This window comes from Halopenitus persicus, from assembly GCF_900107205.1.
Lineage (GTDB): Archaea > Halobacteriota > Halobacteria > Halobacteriales > Haloferacaceae > Halopenitus > Halopenitus persicus.
In genome coordinates this window covers 41,396-67,116 of sequence record NZ_FNPC01000005.1, presented here as the reverse complement: position 1 = coordinate 67,116, position 25,721 = coordinate 41,396, and the positions used below count along the sequence as shown (strand labels likewise).

The 25,721-nt window shown below is 68.6% G+C and carries 26 protein-coding genes; 12 read left to right on the top strand and 14 right to left on the bottom strand.

Features of this window, described 5'->3' with window-relative positions; translation table 11 throughout:
• Window position 1: 1 nt before the first annotated feature.
• Entirely contained in the window at window positions 2–1,843 is a 1,842-nt protein-coding gene (locus BLV25_RS09590) for a nitrite/sulfite reductase (protein WP_092732653.1), read from the top strand.
• Between the two features lie 9 nt (window positions 1,844–1,852).
• Window positions 1,853–2,128, top strand: a complete 276-nt coding sequence (locus tag BLV25_RS09585) for a DUF6360 family protein (protein WP_021075325.1) — start codon at window positions 1,853–1,855, stop codon at window positions 2,126–2,128.
• A 96-nt stretch (window positions 2,129–2,224) separates the two neighbouring features.
• On the opposite strand, the gene BLV25_RS09580 is transcribed toward BLV25_RS09585, so the two are convergent.
• Entirely contained in the window at window positions 2,225–3,418 is a 1,194-nt protein-coding gene (locus BLV25_RS09580; protein ID WP_218128624.1) for an MFS transporter, read from the bottom strand.
• A 114-nt stretch (window positions 3,419–3,532) separates the two neighbouring features.
• Window positions 3,533–4,030 carry a hypothetical protein gene (locus tag BLV25_RS09575; protein ID WP_021075327.1) on the bottom strand — a complete coding sequence of 166 codons (498 nt, stop codon included), beginning with the start codon at window positions 4,028–4,030 and terminating at the stop codon, window positions 3,533–3,535.
• Between the two features lie 209 nt (window positions 4,031–4,239).
• Here BLV25_RS09575 and cysS point away from each other — a divergent pair, with 209 nt between their 5' ends.
• Together cysS and BLV25_RS09565 are read left to right on the top strand one after the other, a co-directional pair.
• The gene (gene cysS, locus BLV25_RS09570) at window positions 4,240–5,748 is read left to right on the top strand and encodes a cysteine--tRNA ligase (protein WP_092732650.1); all 1,509 of its coding nucleotides are present in this window, start codon (window positions 4,240–4,242) and stop codon (window positions 5,746–5,748) included.
• Between the two features lie 123 nt (window positions 5,749–5,871).
• Window positions 5,872–6,393 (top strand): DUF2062 domain-containing protein, encoded by a 522-nt coding sequence (locus BLV25_RS09565; protein ID WP_021075329.1) that lies wholly within the window; start codon window positions 5,872–5,874, stop codon window positions 6,391–6,393.
• Between the two features lie 36 nt (window positions 6,394–6,429).
• Here BLV25_RS09565 and BLV25_RS09560 read toward each other — a convergent pair whose 3' ends face one another.
• The 5 genes from BLV25_RS09560 to BLV25_RS09540 all read right to left on the bottom strand — a co-directional run bounded on the left by BLV25_RS09560 (window position 6,430) and on the right by BLV25_RS09540 (window position 10,924).
• A complete protein-coding gene (locus BLV25_RS09560; RefSeq protein WP_021075330.1) occupies window positions 6,430–6,714 on the bottom strand; it encodes a DUF357 domain-containing protein in 285 nt (94 codons plus the stop codon).
• A gap of 134 nt (window positions 6,715–6,848) precedes the next feature.
• Window positions 6,849–7,577 carry a hypothetical protein gene (locus tag BLV25_RS09555; RefSeq protein ID WP_143114419.1) on the bottom strand — a complete coding sequence of 243 codons (729 nt, stop codon included), beginning with the start codon at window positions 7,575–7,577 and terminating at the stop codon, window positions 6,849–6,851.
• A gap of 17 nt (window positions 7,578–7,594) precedes the next feature.
• The gene (locus tag BLV25_RS09550) at window positions 7,595–9,214 is read right to left on the bottom strand and encodes a hypothetical protein (protein WP_092732644.1); all 1,620 of its coding nucleotides are present in this window, start codon (window positions 9,212–9,214) and stop codon (window positions 7,595–7,597) included.
• 113 nt (window positions 9,215–9,327) lie between these two features.
• Window positions 9,328–9,984, bottom strand: a complete 657-nt coding sequence (locus BLV25_RS09545; RefSeq protein ID WP_092732641.1) for a ferritin family protein — start codon at window positions 9,982–9,984, stop codon at window positions 9,328–9,330.
• Between the two features lie 73 nt (window positions 9,985–10,057).
• Window positions 10,058–10,924 (bottom strand): sulfurtransferase, encoded by an 867-nt coding sequence (locus tag BLV25_RS09540; protein WP_021075334.1) that lies wholly within the window; start codon window positions 10,922–10,924, stop codon window positions 10,058–10,060.
• A gap of 241 nt (window positions 10,925–11,165) precedes the next feature.
• Here BLV25_RS09540 and BLV25_RS09535 point away from each other — a divergent pair, with 241 nt between their 5' ends.
• Window positions 11,166–12,056, top strand: a complete 891-nt coding sequence (locus BLV25_RS09535) for a sulfurtransferase (protein WP_092732638.1) — start codon at window positions 11,166–11,168, stop codon at window positions 12,054–12,056.
• A 165-nt stretch (window positions 12,057–12,221) separates the two neighbouring features.
• Complete coding sequence (locus BLV25_RS09530; RefSeq protein ID WP_021075336.1) at window positions 12,222–13,298, top strand: NAD(P)/FAD-dependent oxidoreductase; 1,077 nt, start codon at window positions 12,222–12,224, stop codon at window positions 13,296–13,298.
• 88 nt (window positions 13,299–13,386) lie between these two features.
• Here BLV25_RS09530 and menD read toward each other — a convergent pair whose 3' ends face one another.
• Entirely contained in the window at window positions 13,387–15,246 is a 1,860-nt protein-coding gene (menD, locus tag BLV25_RS09525; RefSeq protein ID WP_092732636.1) for a 2-succinyl-5-enolpyruvyl-6-hydroxy-3-cyclohexene-1-carboxylic-acid synthase, read from the bottom strand.
• 130 nt (window positions 15,247–15,376) lie between these two features.
• Between menD and BLV25_RS09520 the strand changes: the two genes are divergently transcribed.
• On the top strand, window positions 15,377–16,066 hold the full coding sequence (locus tag BLV25_RS09520; protein ID WP_092733000.1) for a nucleotide exchange factor GrpE: 690 nt from the start codon (window positions 15,377–15,379) through the stop codon (window positions 16,064–16,066).
• Window positions 16,067–16,150: 84 nt separating this feature from the next.
• On the opposite strand, the gene surE is transcribed toward BLV25_RS09520, so the two are convergent.
• Both surE and BLV25_RS09510 read right to left on the bottom strand, forming a co-directional pair.
• Complete coding sequence (gene surE / locus BLV25_RS09515) at window positions 16,151–17,008, bottom strand: 5'/3'-nucleotidase SurE (protein WP_092732633.1); 858 nt, start codon at window positions 17,006–17,008, stop codon at window positions 16,151–16,153.
• A gap of 77 nt (window positions 17,009–17,085) precedes the next feature.
• On the bottom strand, window positions 17,086–17,550 hold the full coding sequence (locus BLV25_RS09510; protein ID WP_092732630.1) for a type IV pilin: 465 nt from the start codon (window positions 17,548–17,550) through the stop codon (window positions 17,086–17,088).
• A gap of 310 nt (window positions 17,551–17,860) precedes the next feature.
• On the opposite strand from BLV25_RS09510, the gene BLV25_RS09505 reads away from it, so the two are divergent.
• Window positions 17,861–18,091 carry a hypothetical protein gene (locus BLV25_RS09505; protein WP_092732627.1) on the top strand — a complete coding sequence of 77 codons (231 nt, stop codon included), beginning with the start codon at window positions 17,861–17,863 and terminating at the stop codon, window positions 18,089–18,091.
• A gap of 114 nt (window positions 18,092–18,205) precedes the next feature.
• Here BLV25_RS09505 and BLV25_RS09500 read toward each other — a convergent pair whose 3' ends face one another.
• From BLV25_RS09500 to BLV25_RS09485, 4 genes are all read right to left on the bottom strand, one after another.
• Window positions 18,206–18,649 carry a type IV pilin gene (locus BLV25_RS09500; protein WP_092732624.1) on the bottom strand — a complete coding sequence of 148 codons (444 nt, stop codon included), beginning with the start codon at window positions 18,647–18,649 and terminating at the stop codon, window positions 18,206–18,208.
• A 6-nt stretch (window positions 18,650–18,655) separates the two neighbouring features.
• On the bottom strand, window positions 18,656–19,108 hold the full coding sequence (locus BLV25_RS09495; RefSeq protein ID WP_092732621.1) for a type IV pilin: 453 nt from the start codon (window positions 19,106–19,108) through the stop codon (window positions 18,656–18,658).
• 253 nt (window positions 19,109–19,361) lie between these two features.
• Window positions 19,362–19,943, bottom strand: a complete 582-nt coding sequence (locus tag BLV25_RS09490; RefSeq protein WP_092732618.1) for an NAD(P)/FAD-dependent oxidoreductase — start codon at window positions 19,941–19,943, stop codon at window positions 19,362–19,364.
• 125 nt (window positions 19,944–20,068) lie between these two features.
• Window positions 20,069–21,643 carry an MATE family efflux transporter gene (locus BLV25_RS09485; protein ID WP_092732997.1) on the bottom strand — a complete coding sequence of 525 codons (1,575 nt, stop codon included), beginning with the start codon at window positions 21,641–21,643 and terminating at the stop codon, window positions 20,069–20,071.
• A 595-nt stretch (window positions 21,644–22,238) separates the two neighbouring features.
• Between BLV25_RS09485 and BLV25_RS09480 the strand changes: the two genes are divergently transcribed.
• The 4 genes from BLV25_RS09480 (at window position 22,239) to BLV25_RS09460 (ending at window position 25,720) form a co-directional block, all read left to right on the top strand.
• Window positions 22,239–22,835 carry a TetR family transcriptional regulator C-terminal domain-containing protein gene (locus tag BLV25_RS09480; protein WP_092732615.1) on the top strand — a complete coding sequence of 199 codons (597 nt, stop codon included), beginning with the start codon at window positions 22,239–22,241 and terminating at the stop codon, window positions 22,833–22,835.
• A 250-nt stretch (window positions 22,836–23,085) separates the two neighbouring features.
• On the top strand, window positions 23,086–24,546 hold the full coding sequence (locus BLV25_RS09470; protein ID WP_092732609.1) for a sulfatase: 1,461 nt from the start codon (window positions 23,086–23,088) through the stop codon (window positions 24,544–24,546).
• On the top strand, window positions 24,547–24,972 hold the full coding sequence (locus BLV25_RS09465; RefSeq protein ID WP_021074167.1) for a GtrA family protein: 426 nt from the start codon (window positions 24,547–24,549) through the stop codon (window positions 24,970–24,972).
• Between the two features lie 169 nt (window positions 24,973–25,141).
• A complete protein-coding gene (locus BLV25_RS09460; RefSeq protein WP_092732606.1) occupies window positions 25,142–25,720 on the top strand; it encodes a YqaA family protein in 579 nt (192 codons plus the stop codon).
• The last annotated feature ends 1 nt before the right edge of the window (window position 25,721 follow it).

Below are 25,721 nucleotides of genomic sequence, written 5' to 3'. Positions count from 1 at the left end.
GATGCCAACGGACGTCGAACGGTGGAAATCGGAGACGTACGGGAACGAGATACGGGAACACCTCCTGGAGTTCGCGGAGCAGGGCTGGGAGTCGATCCCGGAGGACGAACGCGACGCCTGGTTCGAGCGGTTCAAGTGGTGGGGACTGTACCACCAGCGGGCCGGCCAGGAGAGCTACTTCATGATGCGGATCGGCACGCCGAACGGCGTGCTCGAGCCGGGACAGCTGCACGTCGTCGCGGACATCGCGGACGAGTACGCGCGCGGTCCCGCCGAGAACCCCGAGTTCGGCGCCGCCTACTGCGACTGGACGACCCGGCAGTCGATCCAGCTCCACTGGATCCGCCTCGAGGACGTCCCGGAGATCTTCGAGCGGCTGGAGGCCAACGGCCTGTCGACCCAGCAGGCCTGTGGCGACTCCTGGCGGAACGTCGTGGGGTGTCCCGTCGCCGGCAAGGACCGCCACGAGTTCGTGGACGCGCTTCCGGTCGCGATGGACCTCCACGAGACGTTTAAAGGGAACGACGATCACACGAACCTGCCGCGGAAGTGGAAGGTCAGCGTCACCGGCTGCCGTGAGGGCTGCGGCCAGGGCGACATCAACGACCTGGCGTTCGAGCCCGCCGAGAAGGACGGTCGCCGGGGGTTCAACGTCCGCGTCGGCGGCGGGCTGGCGCGCAACGAGCCGCGGCTCGCGCGCGACATCGACGTCTTCGTCGAGCCCGACGCGGTGGAGGCGGTGGCAGGCGGCCTCTCGGCGCTCTTCCGCGAATACGGCGACCGCGAGGACCGCTACGCCGCGCGCAGCAAGTTCCTCGTCGACGAGTGGGGCGCCGACGAGGTTCGCCGCGTCCTGCAGGCGGAGTTCGTCGACCGGGAGCTCGAGACGGCCGGCGAGGACCTCCGCGAGGAGTACACCTACAACGCCGGCCGGGTCGGGAGCGGGACGGACGACCGCCCCGCCGGGGGACACGACGACCATCCCGCTGACGGACACGGTGACCGCCCCGCCGGGGGACACAACGACCACGTCGGCGTCCACGAACAGGCCGACGGGAACTACTACGTCGGGGTGAACGTCCTCGTCGGGCGGATGGGCGTCGAGGACGTCCGGGAGCTCGCCGACCTGGCCGCCGAGTACGGCTCCGGGGAGGTCCGACTCACCCAGCGACAGAACGTGCTCGTGACGGACGTCCCGGAGTCGGAACTCGACGCGCTGCTGGCGGAGCCGCTGCTCGAGGACTACTCGCCCGACCCGAACCCGTTCATGCGGGGCTCGATCGCGTGTACGGGCACCGAGTTCTGCTCGCTGTCGATCGTCGAGACGAAGAACCGACAGGTCCGGTACGCCCGCTGGCTCGCCGAGAACGTCGACCTCCCCGCGGACGTCTCGGAGTTCCACGTCCACCTGTCCGGCTGTACCGCCTCCTGCGCGCAGCCGCAGATCGCCGACGTCAGCCTCCGCGGGATGAAGACCCGAAAGGACGGCGAGCCGGTCGAGGCGCTCGACATCGGCCTCGGCGGCGGGCTGGGCGCGGACCCTCGCTTCGCGGAGTGGGTCGAACAGCGCGTCCCGGCCGACGAGGTGCCCGGCGCGATCGCGACCCTGATCGATCGGTTCCGCGAGCGGCGCGAGGACGGCGAGGGGTTCCGCGCGTTCATCGAACGGACGGAATCGGAGGGAGACCTCGAGACGCTCATCGAGCCGTCGGAGACGAGCTACGAGGACCCGTACATGCACAACACGAAGACGACGTGGTATCCCTACGCCGACGAGGACGGAATGGACGCCAGCCCCGCGCCGGCTCGCGCCGACGGGACGCCGCTTGCCGGCGACGACTGACCCACGCCGATGCCCGACAGACTCATCCGGGTGAACGCGTACACGACCCTCGACCTGCTCGAGGCGACTGCCGCCGGTCACGACTTCGAGGAGTCGGCGTTCGCGGTGCTCAACGTGACGGTTCCGTCCGAGAATCCCGACCACGTCACGGTCGAGCTGGAGCTGGACAACGACGACCTGACCGAGCTGCCCGCCCACGCCGACCGGGTGGCGCTCTCGCCGGACCAGGCCCGCGAACTGGCCGCCGACCTGGAGTCGTACGCCGATCGCGTCGACGAGGAGTGAGCGGAGCCGGATCTCCCCCGGTCGGCACCCGGTCGCGCATCGCGGTTGACGGTCCCGATCGCGTTCAGTCGGCGTCCGTCGTGGCCCCGACCACGCTCACTCGGCGGCGGTTCCGGCCGCGATGACCCACAGCGCGAGGACGGCGAGCGCGAGCGTCAACGCGATCGCCGCCGCGTACCCGTCGGTATAGGTGATCAGCGCGGTCCCGACCGGCGGCATCGCGAGCGCGCCGATGCCCGGCGGGACGTTGAACACGCCGATGATCGCGGTGTCCTTCTCCGGGGAGTAGACCGCCATCAACAGCGGGACGTACAGCGTCGCGCAGCCGCCCAGGCCGAGACCGATCAGACCGATCCCGACGGCGAGGGTCGGGATCGAGGGCACCAACAGCGACGCGAGCCCGCCGATCACGCAGGCCAGCGACGTGAGAAAGGCCAGCCGGGACCCGACCCGGTCGGCGACGTATCCGCCGCCGATGCGGGAGGCGATGCTGACGCCGCCGATCAGGCCGAAGGCCGCCGAGGCCGTCGCTCCGGCCAGCCCGCGGGCGGCGAACAGATCGATCGCGTAGGCGGCCAGCAGCTGATACCAGCCGAACGACAGCCCGATCCCGACGAAGAGGAGCCGGAAGGTCCGCATTCCGGCGAGTTCCCGGACCCAGTCGACGAGCTCGGCGAGCGTGGCCGTGGACGTCTCGGCCCACTCCGGTCGCCGACAGACGGCGCCGGTGACCCCGAACCCGACCGCGGTCGCCCCCAGGAGATACAGAAAGCCGTGCCGGACCCCGACCGTCGAGAACGCGTGTTCCCACAGCGGCGGGAGAACGGTCAATCCGAGCCCGTTGCCGACGAAGATCAGCCCCGTGGCGGCTCCGCGGCGCTTTTCGAACCACCGAGGCACGATCGAGGCGATCAGGACGAAGGCCGTCCCGCCGGCCAGGCCCATCGCCGCGAAGACGACCAGCAGGCCGAGGTAGGAGTCGACGACGAACAGCGACGGGGCGAGCAGGCCGGTCACCGCGGCGCAGCCGAGCAGGACCCCGCGGGCCGGGAGCCGGGCGGCGACGACGCCCATCACGCCGGCCCCGATGAAGAAGGTGAAAAGCATCGCCGAGAAGACCGTCGAGAGCGCGACCGGGTCGATCCCGAACGCAGCGCTGACGGGATCACGGAAGACGCCGTACGACAGCGGCGTCCCGAAGGTGAACACCATCCCGATCGCGCCGGCGACCGCCACGATCCAGCTTCGGCGGCCGTCGGGAGCCGCCGACCGGTCGCTGCCTCTGGTCACGTCGAGGGCTACCCAACGGGCCGGCGAAAGGATTGTGGTCGGGGGGCCTTCTGCCGGCTCCCCACTCCAGCGTCGGCGTCCTTCCCGAATCTCACGCGGCGTCCTCCTCGAACCTCACTCGGCGAACGACCGCGCGTACAGGACCGCGACCGGAACGGCGTAGATGACGTGGCCGATCCCGGAGATGATCGTGGCCGGAATCCCGACGTTCGGGAACGGCGGCGCGTTCGGGAAGCCGACGGCCCCGAGCCACAACGGCATCACGACGACGGCGAGGGCGACGGTCGTGACGATCCCGTACGCGACCGCCAGTCCGAGCGCCCCGCCGGTGGATCGGGCAGTTTCGCGAAGCGGTTCCGCCTGGACGAGCGCGACGTATGTGAGCCCCAACACGACGCCGTGGAACTGGTGAATCGCCCAGCCGGCGAGCAGCGCCGGCCCCTCGATCCCGTACATGGCCGGGATCACGACCTCCAGAAGCGGCGGGGGCATGACGTACATCATCAGGAGTCCGAACGGGATGCTTCCGATGAATCCGCCGACGGCGCCGGCGACCCACTGTTTCGAGGTGACGTTCACGGAGACGTCGGCCGATCGGGTTTCGGTTGCCATGTGTGTTCACACCATCGACGTCACGACGAATAAGTGTAATCTGAGGGAAGGGTTACCGGGTTACCTCGAGCACACTCGGTTCGTCCGGCCGACTTGGCCACCCCAGTCGACTCGGTTCGTCCGGTCGACACGCCCTCCCGATCCGAACGCGATCGATCCGATCGACCTGATCGACGCGTTGAAAGGCTCGCCACCGAAACCACGGCGTGATGACCCTCTCCGTGACGGACACCCTGCGGGACGAGCGCGTGGAGTTCACGGTCGACGGCGACGAGGTAACGCTGTACGTCTGCGGGCTGACCGTCTCGGACGACCCGCACCTCGGCCACGCCCGGCTGTGGGTCCACGCGGACGTCCTTCACCGATGGCTCGAGCACCTCGGGTACGACGTCCGCCACGTGGAGAACGTCACCGACGTCAACGAGAAGATCGCCGCCCGCGTCGGCGAGCGCGAGGCGTGGACCGCGGAACGCGACGTCGCCGAGACGTTCACCGCCGAGATCTTCGAGAGCATGCGCGGGCTCAACCTGCGCCGCGCCGAGGTGTACCCCCGCGTCTCCGGACACGTGCCCGAGATCATCGACCTCGTCGAGTCGCTCGTGGCGGCCGGTTACGCCTACGAGTCGAACGGGTCGGTCTACTTCGACGTCACCGCCTTCGAGGACTACGGCGCGCTCTCGAACCAGGAGATCGCGGAGCTGGAGGCACAGGGCGAGCCCGACGAGCGGGCCGAGAAGCGACACCCGGCCGACTTCGCCCTCTGGAAGGCCGGCGGCGTGAGCGAGGCCGCGGTCAGGGAGCATCGGAAACACGACCACGAGGGCGATCTCCCCGAGGGGGAGACCTGGGAGTCGCCCTGGGGCGAGGGACGCCCCGGCTGGCACGTCGAATGTTCCGCGATGTCGATGACGCATCTCGGCGACACCCTCGACGTCCACATGGGCGGCCGGGATCTCGTCTTCCCCCATCACGAAAACGAGATCGCCCAGTCGGAGGCCGCGACCGGCGAGACGTTCGCCCGCTACTGGCTCCACGCGGGACTGCTCTCGATGGAGGGCGAGAAGATGTCCTCGTCGATCGGCAACTTCTGGACCGTTCCGGACGCCCTCGAGGAACTGGGCGTCAACGTCCTCCGGACGTTCTACGCCGGCGCGGCCTACCGGTCCGAGCAGGCGCTCACCGACGAGACGATCGCGGAGGCCGAGGAGCGCTGGGACCGGCTCTCGCGCACCCACGACCGCGCGGTCGCCGCTCTCGATTCGGTCGACGCGCACGCGAAGGCGTCCGACGAGGCGCTCCGGTCGGCGGTCGAGACGACGCGGGCCGACTTCACGGCGGCGATGAACGACGACCTCAACGTCCGGGAGGCGACGGCCGCCCTGCTCGAGCTCACGGACGCGGTCAACCGCCACCTCGACGCCGCCGAGGACACGTCCGATGGCGTCGCGTACGACTACCGCGGCCTCCGCCGGGCGGTCGAAACGTTCGAGGATCTGGGGGAAGCCGTTCTGGGGCTTCGGTTCGACGCGGCCGGTGCCGACGCGGGGGACGGCGACGTCGAGCTGGCGGGAGAACTCGTCGAGCTCGTCCTCGAGCTCCGCGAGGCGGCCCGCGAGGCCGGCGAGTACGAGCGGGCTGACGAGCTGCGCGACGCGCTCGAGGACGTCGGCGTCACGGTCGAGGACGGCCCCGAGGGGCCAACCTACCGGTTCGAGTGATCCCGGACCGCCGCGCCAAGTCGCGTCACTTCTCCGTCTCGCACGACGTCGGTCTCCCACCGAGTGACCCCCGAACCGCCGACAACTACTTTCTCGCCGGCGTCCTATCGGGGTCGAACGCGAATGCTCTCGATCCGATCCCGAACGGGCGCGTGGACGCGGCGGATCCGGTCGGGGCTCCACGACGCGTTCGCCGAGACGCACACGCCGCGGGAGATCGCCGGCAGCTTCTCGTTCGGGGTGTTCGTCACGATGTTGCCCACCCTCGGCGTCGGCCTCCTCGTGTTCGCGCTCCTGGCGTGGCTCGTCGACGGCGCGAGCAAGCTCGCGTTCCTCGCGTCGGCGCTGCTCATCAACCCGCTCGTGAAATCCGGCGTCTACGCCGTCAGCTTCGCGATCGGCGTCCTGCTGCTCGGCCCGGTCGAGGGCGTCTCGATCGGGCTGACGGGGCTGCCCTCGCTCTCGTTCGCCGCCAGCCGCGAGATCGCGATCCGGCTGCTCGTCGGGAACGTGATCCTCTCGGTCGCGACGATCGTGCCGAGCTACGTGGTCTGTTACCGGCTCGTCGAGGCCTACCGCGCACGGGAGATCGAGATCGTCGAGGAGATCGAATCCGTCGTGGCGCCCGAGGACGAGCCGGCGTGAGTCGCGGCGGAACCCCACTCCCGTACGAACGGCTTCTCAGGTCGTGAACAGCTCCGTTCCCTCCGGGACCGCGAACAGTCCCATCCGGACGCCGGCGTCGAGCCAGCCGTAGCCGTACGAGAAGGACGCGAGCGCGTTGACCGGGTCGTCGTCGGCACGGAAATGCCGGCCGTCTCGGAGGTACGATTCCGCCATCTCGCGGCAGTCAGTCGCCGCCTCGCCCAGCGGCGATCCGGCAGGGGCGACCGTCTCCGCTGCCGCCAGCGCGTCAGCGAGCATTCGCTCGTAGCGATCGGTTTTCTCCTCGAGGTCGGCGGACATATCGACCGATCGGCGGCGCGGTCACAAAGGCGTGCCGCACGCGCAGCGTGTGGGACGGACGGGTTTCCGGTCGCCCGTCGGGATGGCGGTCACCGGCTTCCGGCGAGGAGGGTCGCTCACGCCGCCCGTTCACCTCATCCGTCGCGCCCGACGACGACGTCGTCCACGATGACGGCGTCGCCCCGCTGGGACCGCACGGTCAGCGCGGCGACCGCGTCGATCGGGGACCGGAACGACTGGGTCATCCGGATGAGCTCGCTGTCCCCCACGTCGGCGAGGGCGGCGTCGAATCGCTCCGCCTCGAAGTCGACGGCGTCGAAGGTTATCTGGTACCAGTTCCCCGGCCGGACCGCGCTCGACAGCAGGTCGCTCGCGGCGCCGGAGTCGGTCTCGGGGTTCACGACGACCGTCAGCCCGTTGGTGCCGGTCCGGACCTCCGCGCCGAACCCGACGCGACCGTCCGGTCCCCGAAACTCGAAGCGGACGTCGTTAACCTCCTCCTCGACCCGCCACCAAATGGAGTACCGGTCGACCGTGGTCTCGGGGATGGGAAGCTCGATCTCCTGAGCCTCGGAGCGCATCCGGACCGCGCCGCCCCCCCGAGCTGCCTCGTCGGTGGACTCGATCGCGTCGACGTCGCCGGTCCAGTCGCCGACGCCGTCGTCGAAGGTCGCGCTGAACGCGCGTTCGGGCGGCGACTGCTCGGTCGGCGGTCGCTCCGTCTCCGTGTCGGCGTCGGCGTCTCCCTGATCGGCGCCGAGGTCCTCGGCCTCGAGCGCCGAGCAACCGGCCAGTCCGACGACTGACGGCACGGCTCCCGCCAGCACGAATCGCCGTCGGGTCGGCGTCGGTCGGTCGGACATCGTGTAGCCTCCGATCCTCACTCGGTCCGACGGAGGCGAGCGCCGATCAGGACGAACGCGAGCAGCGCGGTCACGACGGTGAAGCCGGGGATCGACCCGGACGTCTCGTTCGCTCCGTCGCCGCCGTTCGACCCGGACCCGTCCGACGTGCCCGCGTCGTCGTTCGCTCCCGAATCGGACTCCCCGTCGTCCGACGACCCGTCCGCAGCGCCGGATCCGTCCTCGGTCGTCGAGGACGCTCCGGCGTCCGACCCGCCGTCGGACGCATCCGAGACGTCCTCGGTCAGGGCCGCCGAATCGTCCGGGGTGGACTGCGTGGACGCACCGCCGTCGGTGCTCGCGGAGCCGCCGCCCGAGCCCACGCTGAACGTCTCCGTGTGTTGGTCGCCCTGCGAGTCAGTGACGATGACGCGCACCTGCGTCTCGCCGTCCGCGGCCGACAGCTGGTGGTCGATGTCGACCCGGCTGGTGGTCTCGTCGCCGCCGTAGACGCGCGTGATGTCGATGATCTCCTCCGTCTCCGGATCCACGGACTCCATCGTCACGCTGCCGATCTCCCCGCGGTCGATGCGGCCGACGACCGAAACCGTACCGTTCTCGACGGTCGTGCGCTCGGAATCGATCGTGACGCGTGGGTCGATCGCGCGGTCGTACACGATGGTGTACTCGCGCTCGACGGTGTTTCCGGCCGTGTCGGTCGCCGTGATGGTGATGTCGTTTTCGCCCTCGTTGAGCGAGACGACCTGATTGATCTCGGCCGAGAGCCGGTCGCGGTTCGGCTCGGCGTGCGTCGACTGGAGCACCTGCGTCGTCGACCCGGTCGGCCCCTCGAGCTCGACGCGGTCGAGCTTCACGTTGTCCGAGACGGTCCCCTGCACGCGGACCTCGTCGGTTCCCGTTCGCTCGGGAACCGTCAGGTCCATCGTCGGCTGCTGGGTGTCGTCCACGTAGAGGACGAACTCGTGGACGCGTTTGTTCCCGGCTTCGTCGGTGTACGTGGCTTCGATCTGGTTCTCCCCGTCGCCGAGGAAGACCTCCTGTGAGAAGGACCCGTCAGGGTTGGTTATCTGATAGGACTCGCGGCTCGTCTCGCCCTGTCCCGCGAACGTGTAGTCGTATCGGCGCTCGATCTCGATCGTCTCCACGCCGAACTCGTCGACGATGTCCGCCGACAGCGTCGTCCGGGCGTTGCTAACGGTCGTGCTCTCCGGCGGCGAGGAGAGGTCGGGCGTCGCGAACGGTGACGTGTACTCCAGGTACGGGCTGGTGCTGTCCTTGTGCACCGTCGCCTCGTAGGTGCTCGTCCCGCCGGCGTTGACGACTATCCGGAGGGTGTTCTCGCCGTCGTCCATCTCGAGGTTCATCGACTCCGAGAACGACTGGGATCCCGGCTCGAAGGACTTCTCAATTTTCCCGTTGACGCGGACCTCCACGAGCTCGATCGCCGTGTCCGCCTCGATCGAGACGTCGACCGTGGGATGTTGGTCGACCCGAACGGTGTCGCCCGACGCGAGATCCGTCCCGCTCACGGTGACGGACGTGTTCTGTACCTCCCCGACGACCACTCCGGCCGCACCCACGATTGCTATCACGAGGACGATCCCCCAGATCGCCCCACGAACCGAACGTCGTGTCATACGACGATATGACGCCGTCGGCCACTTAACGGTTCGTGGTTTTTGAACCGACGGGTCGGCGTCGGACGTCGGACTTCCGGCCGGCGGATCAGCAGACCGGCTTCGACCGGCGATCAGCAGACCGGCTTCGGATCCACGCCGAGCGACTCGAGGGTCTCGACGTGTTCCTCGTAGGCGACGCGGACGACCTTAGCGGCCGCTTCGGTCGCGGCTTCCCAGTCCGCTTCGTCCGCACAGACGGTCTCGAGCAGCTCGAGCGCGCGCTCGCGCTGGCCGTCGAGATCGCCGCGGAGATCGCGGAAGACGCCGGCCGTTTGCGGGTCGGCGTCGCCGACGAAGTAGCCCACGTACTGGGACTTCGACTCGTCGGCGACGAGGATCCGGCCCAGCAACGCGCCCGCCCGCTCGACCGTCCCGTCGATCGACCGGAGATGAGCGGGAATCGCGAGATCGTGGGCCTCCTCGGCGCCGACGGCGCCGGGATCGCTTACCTTCTCCCCGTCGAGCTCTTCGCGGACGCGCTCGGCGTGCGCCCGCTCGTCCGCGGCGATCGACTCGAAGACCTCGCGGGCGTCCGCGTTGGACTCGTCGTCGGCCCACGCCGAGAACGTCTCGGCCGCGGCCCGCTCCGCTTCCGCGGCCGCCTCGAGGACGCGGTCGGCCTCGAGCTCGCCCTCGGTGGCGGCGTACAGCGCCTTCGAGGAGCCGAGCCTGGAGAGTTCGGTCGCGAGATCGGACTGGACGGTCTCGAGCACGTCGGCTGCGGTCATGGAGAAAAATACGGTCGCGGACCGACTTAACGTGTCCCGTTGTCGGTTCGTCTCAGGGCGCTTCCGTCGACGCTCACTCGCCGTCGCCGGTCTCGATCGGCGCGTCGACGAGGTTGCCCCACTCGGTCCAGGAGCCGTCGTAGTTGACGGTGTCCTCGTAGCCGAGCAGCTCGTGGAGTGCGAACCACGCGACCGAGGAGCGCTCGCCGATGCGGCAGTAGGCGATCGTCGTCTCGTCGCCGTCGATGTCCTCGGCGGCGTACAGCTCCTCGAGCTCCTCGCGGGTCTTGAACGTGCCGTCGTCGTTGGTCACGGCCGCCCACGAGATGTTCTTCGCGCCGGGGACGTGGCCGCCGCGCTGGGCGGTCTCCTGGAGTCCCGGCGGCGCGAGGATCTCGCCGCGGTACTCCTCGGGCGAGCGGACGTCGACAAGCGGGATCCCGCGGTCGATCGCCTTCTCGACGTCGTCGCGGTACGCGCGGATCGTCTCGTAGGGGCCGCCGGCCTCGTAGTCCGTCTCCGGATGGCTCGGGACCTCGTCGGTGGTCGGATAGTCGTTCTCGATCCAGTACTCGCGGCCGCCGTCGAGCAGCTTGACGTCGTCGTGGCCCCAGTACTTGAACTGCCAGTAGGCGTAGGCGGCGAACCAGTTGGAGTTGTCGCCGTAGAGCACGACCGTGGAGTCGTCGCTGATCCCGTGGTCGCCAAGCAGCGCCTCGAAGTCCTCCTTCTCGAGGATGTCCCGCTGCGTCTGGTCCTGAAGCTGGCTCTCCCAGTTGAAGCCGATCGCCCCAGGCGCGTGCGCCTCGTCGTAGGCCTCGGTGTCGACGTCGACCTCGACGAGTCGCAGGTCGGAGTCGGCGCTTTCGAACTCGTCCAACCGGGCTTCCACCCAGTCGGCGGAGACGAGCACGTCGTTCGCGTAATCGGAATCTCCCATAGCAGTCCACCATTGGGCCTCATCCTATAAGGTACCCAACACCACGGACATACCCGCCTCTCGTTCGGATCGGTGGCAATACTTTCCGTCTCCGTCCTCGCTTCCGGCGTCGCTGACCGTCATAACCGCAGCCGATCGCGGCGTCACGACGTTTCCAGGCATTGGTTGCCGGCATCGAAAACCGGCGGCGGCATCGCGACCAGCCCGCGGAATCAACTACCCGGAGCGAGAAGGACCGCCGATGACCGAGACAAACGGTTCTGGCGGCGGCCCCGGCGCGGCCGATTCCGGCGCCGAATCGAGCGACGTCGCGGATTCGGCGGCCGGGATCGTCGTCCCGATCGCCCGGCTGGCCGACCGGCTCGACGACCCGACCGTTCGCGTCGTCGACGTCCGCGACGCCTGGGAGTACGACGCGATGGGCCACGTGCCCGGCGCGGTGAACGTTCCCTTCGACACGTTCCGCGATCGGGAGGGGCCGGACGCCGGCACGCTGCCGGGTGCTGCGGCGTTCGCGGACCTCCTCGGCGAGGTCGGGATCGACCGGTCCGACACGATCGTCGCCTACGACGACACGAACGGCGTCTTCGCGGCCCGGTTCCTGGTGACCGCGCTCGTCTACGGGTTCGAGGACGTCCACCTGCTCGACGGCGACTTCAGCGCCTGGAAACGAGCCGACTCGGCGCCCCCGGACCCGGTCGAGAACGAGCCGGTCGCGCCCGACCCGGTGGCGGTCGAACCGATGCGCGTCGAGGGGCCCGACTCGCCGATCATTGGCTACGACGACGTCGTTTCGCTCCTCGAGTCGCCCGGGGACGACGTCGTCTTCGTCGACACGCGGGACGCCGACGAGTACGCGGCGGGCCACCTTCCGGGCGCCGCCAGGTTCGACTGGACGGAGGCGGTCGACCCCGACACGCGCGGGTTCCGATCGAAGTCGGAGCTCCGCGACCGGTTCGCCGAGCGCGGGATCACGCCGGATCGGCCGGTCGTGCTCTACTGTAACACCGCACGGCGGCTCTCCCACACCTACGTCGCGCTCCGGTGGATCGGCTTCGAGGACGTCCACATCTACGAGGGGAGCCTGACCGACTGGCGGGAGCGGGGCGGCGACCTCGTCGCGGAGGACTGATCGCGACCTCGTCGAGGGGAACTGATCACGATCCCGTCGAGGAGAACTGATCGCGACCTCGTCGAGGAAGACGGAGCGAGGACTCGTGCGTCGGGAGTCGGCTTCCGAGGCCCCGAACGACCCCACAGCGCAACCTACATACGCCCCGATCGACTACGATCCGGTATGAGCGAGGACGCAGTCGATCACCGACGGCTCATCATCGCCGGGACCGGGATCGCCGGTCTCACCGCCGGAATCTACGCCGCGCGGGCGAACAACGACCCCCTCATTCTCGAGGGCGACGAGCCGGGCGGGCAGCTCACGCTGACGACCGACGTGGAGAACTATCCGGGCTTCCCGGAGGGGATCTCCGGGCCCGACCTGATCAACAACATGAAGGAACAGGCCCGGAAGTTCGGCGCCGAGACGAAGAACGGCGTCGTCGAGTCGGTCGATGACTCGGACCGGCCCTTCCGCGTGACGCTGACGAACGGCGACGTCTACACCTGCGACGCCTTCATCGCCGCGTCGGGGGCTTCCGCCCGGACGCTCGGGATCCCCGGCGAGGACGAGCTGATGGGCTACGGCCTCTCGACGTGTGCCACCTGCGACGGCGCCTTCTTCCGCGGGGAGGACATGCTCGTGGTCGGCGGCGGCGACGCCGCGATGGAGGAGGCGAACTTCCTGACGAAGTTCGCCGACACCGTCTACATCGCCCACCGACGCGAGGAGTTCCGCGCCGAGGACGTGTGGATCGACCGCGTGATGGAGAAGGTCGACGACGGCGAGATCGAGATCCTCCGGAACACCGAGGTCACCGAGCTCCACGGCACGCCCGAGGCGGGCATCGACCACGTCACCCTGGTCGAACACCCCGACGGCCACCCCACGGAGAAGCTGACGGACCCCGCGACCGCCGACGAGGTCGAGGAGTACGACTTCGACGTCGGCGCCGTGTTCTTCGCCATCGGCCACACCCCGAACACCGACTACCTCGAGGACACCGGCGTCGAGCTCGACGACGCGGGCTACCTGCAGACCGCGGACGGCGCGGGCGGCGGCCAGACCCAAACCGGCGTCGAGGGGCTGTTCGGCGCCGGCGACGTCGTCGACTTCCACTACCAGCAGGCGGTCACCGCGGCCGGGATGGGCAGCAAGGCGGCCATCGACGCCGACGAGTACCTCACGGAGCTGGAGCGCGCCGGCGAGCTCACCGACGTGGAGACGGCCGACGCCGAGGCTGCAACCGCCGACGACTGAGGCGGCATCCGCTGACGGTCGGAGTCGCCGCCGACTCGGCCGTCCTTTTATATACTCCGCCAGTGAGGCCCATCGGCCCGTTATATATTCACTCCTCGATCGCCGACAGCGCCGCGGCCGTCGCCTTCTCACCGAGTCGCTCACGAACCCGATGGCTCGACTCGGCGTCGACGCGCACCTCGATCAGGGTGCTCCCGTCCCCGGCCAACGACTCCCGGTAGGCCGCCGCGATGCTCTCGCTCGCGTTCTCCCCGTCGCGGGCGTCCACCGACACGTGCTCCAGGTCGTACTGCTCCGCGAGCGTTTCGAACTCGATCCCGTGGGGAGTTTTAAACCACTCCGTGAACTCGGGGTCGTACTCCTCGATCGGCAGCTCGTGGAAGATCCCGCCGCCGTCGTTGTTGACCGCGACGATCGTCGCGTCGACGTCACACCGGTCGAGCGCGAGCAGTCCGTTCGAGTCGTGATGGAGGGCGAGGTCGCCGACGAGGAGCGTGAGGTCGTCCGTCGTCGCCGACCCGGCCCCGAGCGCGCTCGAGACGATCCCGTCGATCCCGGAGACGCCGCGGTTTCCGCAGACGGTGAGGCTCGCGGCCCCCGGGCGGCCGAACCGGTCGAGATCCCGAACCGGCATCGAGTTGGAGACGAACAGCGTCGCGGGGTCGGGAAGCTCCGGAAGCAGCGTCTCGATCACCCGCCCCTCGTGGAACGCGTCCGCAGCCGACAGGGCCGAGAACGCCGCCGCATCGGCACGCTCCCACTGATCGGTGAAGGCGTCGCCGTCGGAGTCCTCGGCTCCACCGAAGTCACCGGACCCGCCGGACGGACTCGACCCACCGGCCAGTCCGCCACGGCCGGCCGCGCCGACGAGCCGCGAGAGGTCGCCGCAGAGGCGGTTCGGCTCGGCGACGACGAGGTCGGTCGCGGCGAACTCGGCCTCCCGCCAGCGGCCGACCGGGTCGACGACGTACTGGTCGGCGCCCGTCTCGGTGAGGTACTTGCGCAGCGACTTCGAGGTCGGCGCGGCGCCGAGCCGGAGGACGACCTCGGGATCGCGCCACTCGGGAGTCGAGTCCCCCGCGAGATCCGCCGACAGGTACGCGTCGTAGCCCCCGATCACGGGCGCGACCCGGGTGTGGCCGCCGAACCGGAGCCCCGAGAGGGGGTCCGCGAGGATCGGGTGGCCGGTGGCGTGCGACAGCGCCGTGACCGCCTCGGCGTCGAGCCCCGGCGGATCGGCCGGGCCGGCGACGATCAGGCCGCGGTCGGTCGCGAGCGCGTCGGCGAGCGCGCGCAGGTCGCGGTCGTCGAGTCGGGTCGCGCCGCCGGTCGTCGCGACGTAGGGGCCCTCGCGCCCGGCCTCGGCGGCCGGGTCGAGGTCCGCCGGCACGTCGCCCGGGACCGGGGTCGGCTCGAGGGGCTTCGCGAACGGGACGTTGAGGTGGACGGGCCCGGGGTCGGTTCCCTCCGCGGCCGCGATCGCCCGGGCGACGGTGGTCCGCACCGAGGCGAGCGCCCGGTCGGTCGCGGCGGGCTCCGGGAGGTCCTTATAATACCGGACGGCGTCGCCGTAGAGCTTCTCCTGGTCGGCGGTCTGATTGGCCCCGGAATCGCGCAGCTCCGGCGGTCGGTCGGCGGTGAGCGCCAACAGCGGGACGCGCCCCTGGTCGGCCTCCATCACCGTCGGGTGGTAGTTCGCGGCGGCAGTGCCGGAGGTACACACAAGCGGCGTCACCTCGCCGGTGCGACGCGCGCGGCCGAGCGCGAAGAAGGCCGCGGAGCGCTCGTCGAGCTGGGAGAAGACGTGGACGTCCTCGTGACGGGCGAAGGCCAACGTCAGCGGCGTCGAGCGACTGCCCGGGGAGGCGACGGCCGCCGAGACGCCGGCGCTCGCCAGCTCGTCGACGATCGCCGTCGCCCACAGCGTGTTCCGGTTCGGCGCGGTCATACCGCCCGGTTCGGTCCCGGCCGATTATAAACCGGCGAAAGCGACCGGCGCGACGCGGCGCCGGTTCGTCGCCGAGCCGCGTTCGACCGTTTCTGCAAGCCTTATGCCCGCCGACGGCCTCGGATCGGGTATGAGCGAGGACGACGCCGAAGCGATCGAGTTCGAGGACGGACGTTCCGGTTCCGAGACCGACGCCGACGCGTCCGGGGGCGAGACGGCCGATGCCGCGGATCGGTCCGCGGACGCCGGAACCCGGGACGAAGTCGACGCTGACGCCGAGCCGACGCTTGCCGACCGGGTCGCCGACCTCGACGCCGAGGGCGCGGCGGAGCTCGCCGAGGCGGTCGCGGAGCTCGAGGAGCGTGTTGCCGAGCTCGAGGCCAAGACCGACGAGCAGGCCGCGGAGATCGAGGATCTCACCGACCGGCTCAAGCGCAAGCAGGCCGACTTCCAGAACTACAAACAGCGCGCGAAGCGGAAACAGGAGTCCATCAAGGAGCGCGCCGCCGAGGACCTGATCGAGCGGATCCTCCCCGTTCGGGACAACCTCCAGCGCGCGCTCGAGCAGGAGGAGGGCGCCGACATCCGGCCGGGCGTCGAGTCCACCCTCGAGGAGTTCGACCGGGTGCTCGAGGACGAGAACGTCGAGCCCATCGAGCCGGACCCGGGCACCGAGGTCGACCCAACCCGCCATCAGGTGATGCTCCGGGTCGACAGCGACCAGCCCGCGGGCACGATCGCCGAGGTGTTCCAGCCCGGTTACGAGCTCGGCGAGTCGGTGATCCGCGAGGCGCAGGTCACCGTCAGCGACGAGGAGTAGGTTCGCGACGCGGGGGGATCCGCGACGGGAAAGAACGTCGTAGGTTCGTCCCGTTGTCGTCGATCGATCGCCCTTTTCTCGGACTCAGTCGCCGCCGGCGCCGGATCCGGCGTCGGCGATCGGTTCGGGGTCGTTTTCGGAGCCGTAGGCGGTCGCGAGCCCGTCGAGCGCCTCGTGGTGCTCGGAGGCGTGCGGGACCGACAGCGGTGAGACCGACACGCGGCCCTCGACGATCGCCCGGCGGTCGGTTCCCTCGGGGTCGGGAACGTCGCCGGTCCGCATCCGGTCCCAGATCCGGTCGTGGAGCGTGATATCGCCGGTTTCGGCGTCCCACTCGGCGTCCATCTCGTAGAGCGTCGAGGGTTCGGTGACGGCGATCGTGGCGTGCTCGGTCGGCGGCGGGCCGGACTCGCCGTCCGCCATCGGGGCGTTCACGTTGAGGTAGTCGGCGTGGTCGAAGACGCCGGCGTCGACCGCGTTGTCCACGAGGTAGCGCGTCACGCGGGCGGCGTGTGCGAAGTGCTCCGGGTCGGGCTCGAGCTCCCACCAGTCGTCGCCGCCCGGCACGTACATCGAGGTCGCGATCGCGGGGACATCGAAGAAGGCGGCCTCGACGGCGGCCGAGACGGTCCCGGACCGGCCGAGGACGTACTCGCCGAGGTTCGCGCCCTTGTTGCAGCCCGAGACGACGGCGTCGGCGTCGTGGACGAGCTCGCCGAGGCCGGCGACGACGCAGTCGGCCGGCGTGCCCTCGACGGCGTAGCCGAGCTCGTGGTCGTGGACGACCACGTCCTGGGAGATCGAGCGGCCGACGGCGCTCTGGTCGGCGGCGGGGGCCACGGCGACGACGTCGTAGGCCGGCTCGAGGGCGTCGTACAGCGCGCGAAACCCGACGGTGTCGATCCCGTCGTCGTTCGTGAGAAGGATGCGGTCGACGCTCATACCGAGTGCAGGGTCGGGTACTTAAAAAGCGCTCCGGCACCGTGCCGGATCGAAGCCGGGAGGGCCGCAGAGGGGACCTAGTTGTTCGGCGCGGTTCGCGAGGCCAGCTGTGCCGAGGAGTCGCCGTTTGCGGACTCCCAGTTCACGGAGACGGTTTCGCCGGCCCAATTACTGTCTGCATTGACGATGTCAATGCTGCTTCCGGCAGAGATTGACTCGCCCCAGTCGACAGTATTGCCTGCAGTAGCACCTCCAGCAGGATCAAGGTCGTCGCCTCCAGTCGCGGCAATGGTCACCGTATCGCTGGTCCCGTCAATTGTGTCACCGCCGGCGTGGCTGATCGTCACACCGTTCGAAGCGTCGAAGTCCATATTGAAGCTCGCGGTGGGCTGGTTGTTCTGCAGGTCGTCGCCCATTCCCAGGACGAACGTGCCGATGACCGCCGCGAGGATGACGGTGATCGCCACCATCAGAATCACGCCGATCACGGGGCTGACAGCTCGGTCCTCGGTAAACAGGGTCTTAAGATCGTTCAGGTTCATAGTTTGATTGCAGTCCTGGGATGGTCGGACCATACCGTTCGGCCCCCTCCTCCCAGCGGCTGACAACTGAATATCGGCGTCGTAAGTATATAAATGAATGCTTCAAAATATCGAATTTGATACTTTCGCCCGTTTTTCCTCCGAAATTCGAGGGTTATGATAGCACGATGCTCAAAGTCGATCTTCGATCGAGACCGTCCCACATCCGGGCGGCCTGAATGGACTGGGCTCGACGGTCATTCAATATCCGAACAATACCGTGGGAACGGATCTCACAACGTTGAAGTCGCTCGCCCGGAATCGGCGAACGATGTCCGATAGGTCCCCTCCCCCGAACTCACGACGATGGCTTCCCGTCATCGCCCTCCTCTCGGTACTGATCATCGGCTACGCGCTGATCATCGCCGGCCAGATCCTCCTGGGGTTGATCCCGGTGCTCGGACTCGTCCTCCTGTACCTCGTGTGGCGGTTCGTCGTCGCCGTCGAGGAGATCGCGGACGCACATCAACGACTCGCCGCGCATCAAGAACGACAGGAGTGAGGAGAGCGACGCCGACGAATCGACGTGTGTAGCAATAGACGCCGTCTCGTCGCTCATTCAAAAGAGATTACGAGACGGACGACGATTGCCTAAAAAGAACCGTCGGGGTAGTGCTTATGGCGTCGGCGCAGTTTGTGAACCGAGCGTCGCGGAGGAGCTGCCATCGGCGGACTCCCAGTTCACCGCGACCGTTTCGCCGTTCCAAGTCCCGCCGCTGATCGAGACGGTTTTCGACGATCCGGCAGATATCTCTGCGTTCCAGTCGACCGGTTCGTTATTGAGATCGTTGTCACCGCCGCTCGTCGTGATCGTGACGGAGTCGCTCGTGCCGTCGACCGGGTCACCACCGGCGTGACTGATCGTCACCGATCCGGAATTGCCGGCGTTGAAGTTGAAGTCGAAGCTCGCGGTCGGCTGGTTGTTCTGCAGGTCATCGCCCATTCCGAGAACGAACGTACCGATGACTGCCGCCAGGATCACCGTGATCGCTACCATCAGGATCACGCCGATGACCGGCGAGACGGCGCGGTCGTCCTCGAGGAATTTTTTCAGATTCATTATTGATTAGGAGTTGTCAGGCGCCTGCTGTGCTCCCAGCTGAGCGGACGAGGTTCCATCGGCCGACTCCCAGTTCACGCTGACCGTTTGGCCGGTCCATGCTTGACTACCATCAACACTCGCAGCTGAGTTGAATTGTTTAGAATCCCCAGCAGTGATGGGTGTACTCCAGGATCCGCCATCACTTAGCCCATCACCGGTCGCGGTTACCGTCACGGAATCGTCACCCGAGATCGTATCGCCGCCGGCGTGACTGATCGTCACTGTTCCGCCTGCCTCGAAGTCCATATTGAAGCTCGCGGTCGGTTGGTTGTTCTGCAGGTCGTCGCCCATACCCAGCACGAACGTGCCGATCACCGCGGCGAGGATGACGGTGATCGCCACCATCAGAATCACGCCGATAACGGGTGAGACCGCTCGATCCTCCGTAAACAGGGCCTTGAGATCGTTCAAGTTCATAATTGTGTGCCCAGGCCGGATCGCGACGTGATCGGTCCCCACCCGGCAACTGACGCTTGAACGGAAGCAGCACTACTATATAAAATATGGCTTCAAATTATCTAAATTGATACTCAGATGACGAGAACGCGAGATCGAGATCGGTCGATCGGGTTCGAGCTGGGGACAAGCGACTCCGCGTAGTTCTGGACGATGCGTCAAGCGGTGGACGGGGCGTTGTGGACGAGGGGTCCGCCGTCGGCAGGTCGCCGCGTTACTCCTCGACGAGCGAGCCGAAGAGCTCGTCCGCGTCGGCCGGCACGTCGAAGTCGTGGTAGTGCTCGCCCTTCTCCTCGCTGAGGATGTTGAGGGCGGCGGCCGCGCCGTCGCCGGCGGAGATGACCGCCTGCCACTCCTCGGCGCGGACCATCGCGCCGGTCGCGTAGGCGTTCTCGACCGAGGTCTCCATCGTCACGTCGACGTCGACGACGTCCCCGTCGAAGTCACAGCCGAGCGACTCGGCCAGATCGCGGTTCGCGCCGGTCGCCAGCACCACGTAGTCGGCCTCGTGGCTCTCGCCGCCGGCGTCGACGACGAAGCCGTCGCCGTCCGCCGAGACGTCCGTCACCTCGGTCCCCTGGTGGCGCTCGACGCCGAAGTCGGCGACCTGATCGCGGAGCGTCTCGATGTAGACCGACCCGTCGATCGAGCCGATGCCGGGGTAGTTGAACAGGTGTGCCTTGTGCATCCAGGTCCCGTCGGTGTCGAAGACGGCGGCCTCGAGTCCGTTCTTCGCGGCGAACAGCGCCGCGGTCAGTCCGGCCGGTCCGCCGCCGATAACGAGTACGTCTGCCATCGCCGATCGTTGGGCTCGACGGGCCATAAAGCCACGCGAACCGGAACGATCGGCTGGGAGAAACCGGAACGACCGGCTGGGAGAACCGACCGGCCAAAGCGTCGTCGTCGCAGCCGGCTGGCGTCTCAGTCGGTCGTCGGCTCCACGTCGGTCGCGGAGTCGATGTCGGTTGCCGGGCTCGTGTCGGTTGCCGAGCTCGTGTCAGCTGCCGAGCCCGTATCGCTCGCCGACCCCACGTCGTCGGTGACGCCCCGGTCGGTGATCGCGCCGTCCCGCCAGGTGCCGCGGCCGAACCAGAGGTACGCGATGATCCCGCCGGCGACGTTCGAGACGGCGAAGGAGACCCACAGTCCGACGGAGCCGATCGCCGCCGCCCCGATCCAGGCGACGGGCAGCCGGATGGCGCCGAGGGTGATCACGGAGACCACCGCCGCGATGAGCGTCTTCCCGGCGCCGCGGAACCCGCCCGTGTAGGCCCGCATCACGCCGATGAACCCGAAGGTGACCGCGGAGTACCGCAGGAACGTCGCGCTCTCCGCGATGACGGCGGGATCGGTCGTGAAGACCGCGGCGATCGGCCGGGCCGCGACCAGCGTGATCGCCCCGACGCCGGTCAACACGTAGAACATCGCCCGCGCGCCGAAGTGGTTCGTCGCCGCCGCCCGGTCGGGCTTGCCGGCGCCGATGTTCTGGCCGGTCATCGTCTCGATCCCCTGCGAGACCGCCAGCGCCGGCAGGAAGACGACCGAGAAGATCCGCGTCCCGATGCCGTACGCCGCCACGACCGTCTCGGGGAACGCCGCGATGACGAACAGCAGCAGGTTGATCGACAGCGACCGCGCGGTTCCCTCGACCGAGGCCGGCACGCCGATGTCGAACACCTTGCGGGCGAACGCGCGGTCGGGAGCCATCTGTCCGAGCCGGATCCGGACGCCGCGAGTGCCGCCGAACATGATCACCAGTCCGACGACCAGCGCGAGCGCACGCGAGAAGACGGTGGCGATCGCCGCCCCCTCGATCCCGGATCCGGCGTATCCGGTCGCCGCGAACAGCCACGCCTGGATCCCCTCGGCGCCGAGCGCCTCGAACAGCGGGTTCCCGGTGAACCCGAAGATGAGGATCGGGTCGAGCAGCACGTTGAGGACGACGGAGCCGGCCATCACGTACATCGGCGTCACGGTGTCGCCGTAGCCGCGCATCAGCGCGACGAAGACCGCGAAGCCGAAGACGAAGACGAGCCCGGCCGAGAAGACGCGCATATACGACTCCACGAGCGGGGCGATCGCGTCGCTCGCGCCCAACAACACGAGGAACTCGTCGACGAACAGGACCCCGACGGCGCCGAGCATCACCGACGCGATCACGGCGTAGCTCATCGTCTGTGAGGCCGCGTACTCGGCCCGGTCGGTCCGGCCGGCGCCGACGTGTTGGGCGACCAGCACGCTCCCGGCCACCGACAGCCCGAGCGCCAGCGAGATGAGCAGGAAGACCATCGGGAACGCGAAGCTGATCGCCGCGAGCGCGGTCGTGTCGAACTGCCCGAGCCAGAAGGTGTCCGCCAGGTTGTAGGCGGTCTGGAAGAGGTTCATCACCACGATCGGCAGCGAGAGGTAAAACAGCGGCCACCCGATCCCGCCCTCGGTGAGGTCCAGGTCGTCGGGGCCCTTGAACAGGGAATCGATGGTCGAACCGATGCCCATCAGCGCCACCCCGCCGGCCGCGTCCCGGTTCGTCGGGACGGCTGCCGATCCGGTCGGCTCCTCGTCGTGCGCTCCGTCGATCGTTCGGTATCGGTATGTCGTATCGTCCCTGTGAACATCGTCACCTCGGTCCCTCCGACTTCGCGATCCGGGCTCGGCCCGCGTCTTGCGGTGCCGGGTCATCCCGAGTTATGCCGAGTATGTCGGGTCTGCCGGTGTATACCGGATAACCGGGTTATGCCGGGCCGATCCGTTTCCGGGTCGTGCCGGTTCGAGCGCTCCCGAGCCGACCCGGCCCGGCCCGGCCCGACCCCGGTCCCGATCCGGCGACGGACGCCGATCGCGCGGGAGGGCTCTCGCGGGTACTATCGTATTTACTGACTAGTCAGTCAAAAGGGTTGTGGAACGACCACTTCGCGGATCGATCCCGGCCGCCGATCGGACGGCGCTCGACCGGAAGGGCGTGTGACCGGCCCCACGCGCCGAGAAGCGGAGTCGAGGCGGTCGCCGACGTCACCTCGACCGGACTGACGAGTCGGTTACGTTTTCGGGAGTGGTCACAACAGTTATACACCCGGAACGAGCGAACGAAGGTATGGCGGAGCCGCCGGATCGACGGACCTCGGAGATCGACGAGGCGATCATGCGCGCCACCTATCGCGCCCTCCACGAGCACGGCTACGCGGGGCTCACGATGCAGCGGATCGCCGACGAGTACGGCAAATCGACGGCCGCGATCCACTACCACTACGATACGAAGGAGGAGTTGCTCGCGGCGTTTCTCGATTTCCTGCTCGAGCGCTTCCGCGAGGCGGTTCACGAGGTCGAGACGACCGATCCGGAACGGCGGCTTCGGCTCCTCCTCGACCAGCTGATCGTCGAACCGGGGGACCACCACGGACTCCTGGTCGCGATGCTCGAGATGCGGAGCCAGGCGCCGTACAACGAGACGTTCCGCGAGCGGTTCCAGCAGAACGACGAGTACATCCGCTACCTGCTTGAGACGGTGATCGGCCACGGGATCGAGGAGGGCGTCTTCGCGGACGTCGACCCGGAACACACCGCACGCACCCTGTTGACCGTGGTCGACGGCGCCCGAACGCGCGCGGTCGTGCTCGACGAGCAGACCGCCCTCGAGACCGCACGAGCGGCCGTCGAGGAGTACGTCGACACGGTCGTTCTCGCTGACTAATCGGTTACTCAGCATCGGCCGCCCCGACGGTCCGGACACGCGCCGATCCGGTGCTCCAGTCGTGATCGACCGCCGTCGTCGGTATCGAAAGTATAAAGGCCGCAATTGACCGTTTAGTTACCAGCGTGGGGGCGCCGGGTCGGGTCCCGTGCGGATCGACGTGCTCCGTGCGGAGCGATTCGGACCCGGTCTCGAACCCCCGCCGCCCCTCGACGGCGCGGATCGAGGACCACACCACCGCCAGCCGAGTATGGGATCGAACACATCGCCATCCAACGTCGTGCTCATCACGGTCGACTCGCTGCGTGCCGACGCGATCGGCCCCTACGACGCGAGTCGCCACACGCCGGTGATGGACTCGCTTGCCGACGACGGGACGGTCTTCGAGCGGGCGTTCGCGACCGGCAACTGGACGCCCTTCTCGTTCCCCTCGATCCTCGCCTCCAGGCCGGTGTTCGCCGACACCGGCCGGATCGGCGTCTCGGGAGTCCCGACCCTCGCGGAGATCCTCTCGGACGCCGACGTCGCGACCGGCGGCTTCAACGCCGCGAACGGCTTTCTCACCTCCCACTGGGACTACGACGACGGGTTCGACGAGTTCGAGCCCTTCGTCGCCAGCGTCGGCTCGAGCATCTACAGCCGGTACCTGGCGACCCATCCCACCGTCGAGGCCTGGATCCAGCTCGCGACCGCGCCGGTCCGCCGGCTCGGGTCGTGGGTCCGCGGCGAGACGGACGACCGGCCGTTCCTCGACACCTCCCGGATGTTCGACGTCGAACACGCCGCCACCGCGTTCATCGAGGACACGGACGCGCCGTTCTTCCTGTGGATCCACTACATGGACACGCACACGCCGTACGTTCCGGCGCCCCGGTACATCCGCGAGGTCTCCGACGGGCTCGTCGGCACCCATCGGATGATCCACGCACACACCCGGACCGGGCTCGGCTGGGAAGTCGGCGACCGGACCCTGCGGGAGCTGCGAACCCTCTATCAGGCCGCGGTGCGGCAGGTCGACGCGAGCATCGGCCGCCTGCTCGAGACGCTCTCCGGGGCCGGGGTCGCCGACGAGACGGCGATCGTCCTCGCGGGCGACCACGGCGAGGAGTTCCAGGAACACGGCCACCTCGCCCACTACCCGAAGCTCTACGACGAGCTCATTCACGTCCCCCTCATCGTCAACGCGCCCGGCACCGCGGGCCGGCGGATCGAGGGGCAGGTCGGCCTCGACGCGATCCCGCCGACCGTGGCCGACCTCTTCGGCGTCGACGCGCCGCCGGCGTGGACCGGCGAGTCGCTGGTCGGTCCGGTCCGGGACGGCGAGGACCCGGCCGACGAGCCGATCGTCTCGGTGACCGTCCGGGGCGAGGAGGTGACGGCCCAGCCCATCCCGCGGTCGCTGGCGGACGGCGACCTGCTCGTCAGCGTGCGCGACCGCGACCGGACCTACATCGAGAACGTCGACACCGGCGCCGTCGAACTGTACGCCCGCCCGACGGACCCGACCCAGCAGACGGACCTGTCCGCGGATCCGAGCGCGGCGGACCGCGAGACGATGGACCGGTTCGCGGCGATCGTCGAGAACCACGCCGCGGTGCTCCGGAAACGCGATGCGGCGCGTGAAGCCGCCGACGGGACGGACGGGGACGGAGACGAGGGCGACGTCGACGAGGACCTCGAGGCACGCCTCTCGGCGCTCGGCTACCGGTAGATGATCCGGTCGTTCATCCGCAACCTCCACAGCGGCCCGGTCGCGCTCCAGCTGCGCCGGTTCGTCATCGTCGGCGCCGTGGCCGCGGGGATCCAGATGGTGCTGCTGTGGGGGTTCGTCGACCTCGCGGGCCTGTATTACCTGCTCGGGGCCACGATCGCCATCGAGATCACGATCATCCTCCAGTACGGCGTCAACAACGCCTGGACCTTCGAGGCGGTGAGCAACACCGGGACCGCCGAGTTCCTGTCGGGGTTGGTGAAGACGAACGTCGTCCGCGGATCGGCGATCCCGATCCAGCTGGGCGTCCTCTTCGGGTTCGTCGAGTGGGCCGGCATCCCGTACCTGATCGCCAACGCGATCGCGATCGGCATCAGCGGGATCTACCGGTTCGTCCTCGACGCCAAGTGGACGTGGGGACAGTGACGCCGTTCCGACACGGATCCTGATCCCAACACGGATCCAGCCATCCGACACGGATCCTGGCCATCCCGACACGGATCCTGACCATCCCGACACGGGCCCTGCCGCTCCGCGTCGAACGCCGGCCGTTCCAACACGGAAGGTTCAATTCGGTGACGAGCGATCCTCGGGTATGGTGGATCTCGCTCCGCTCCTCGCCATCTCGCCGCCCCCGTCGTTCTCGCTGTCCTCGCTGCCGCTCGCGGAGGGTGCCGAGGCGCTCGTCGAATCGGCGACCGGATGGCCGGGACTGGGGATCGTCTTCGTCTACTCGTTTCTGATCGCGTTCGTGCTGCCCGGTCCGAGCGAGGTGGTGCTCGTCGCGCCGATCGACCTCGGCGGGCCGGCCTGGGGGAACCTCGCGGGCATTATGCTCGTCAGCGCGGTCGGCAAGGCCGCCGGCAGCGTCTTCGCGTTCCACCTCGGCCAGGAGGTCAAGCAGTCGGGGCCGATCGTGCGCTGGCTGCGGCGGTCCCGGTGGAACGTCCTCGCGTGGTCGGAGAAACGGTCGGTCCAGCTCGCGAAGCGCTACGGCTACGGCGGCCTGGCGATCGCGCTGTCGGTGCCCTTCTTCCCGGACACGATCTCGATTTACGCCTTCGCGGTGCTGGAGGAGGATTACGTCAAGTTCGCGATCGCGACGTTCCTCGGCAGCCTCGGCCGGCTGCTGGTCACGATCGGGCTCTTCAGCGGCGCCGCGGCGGTTCTTTGAG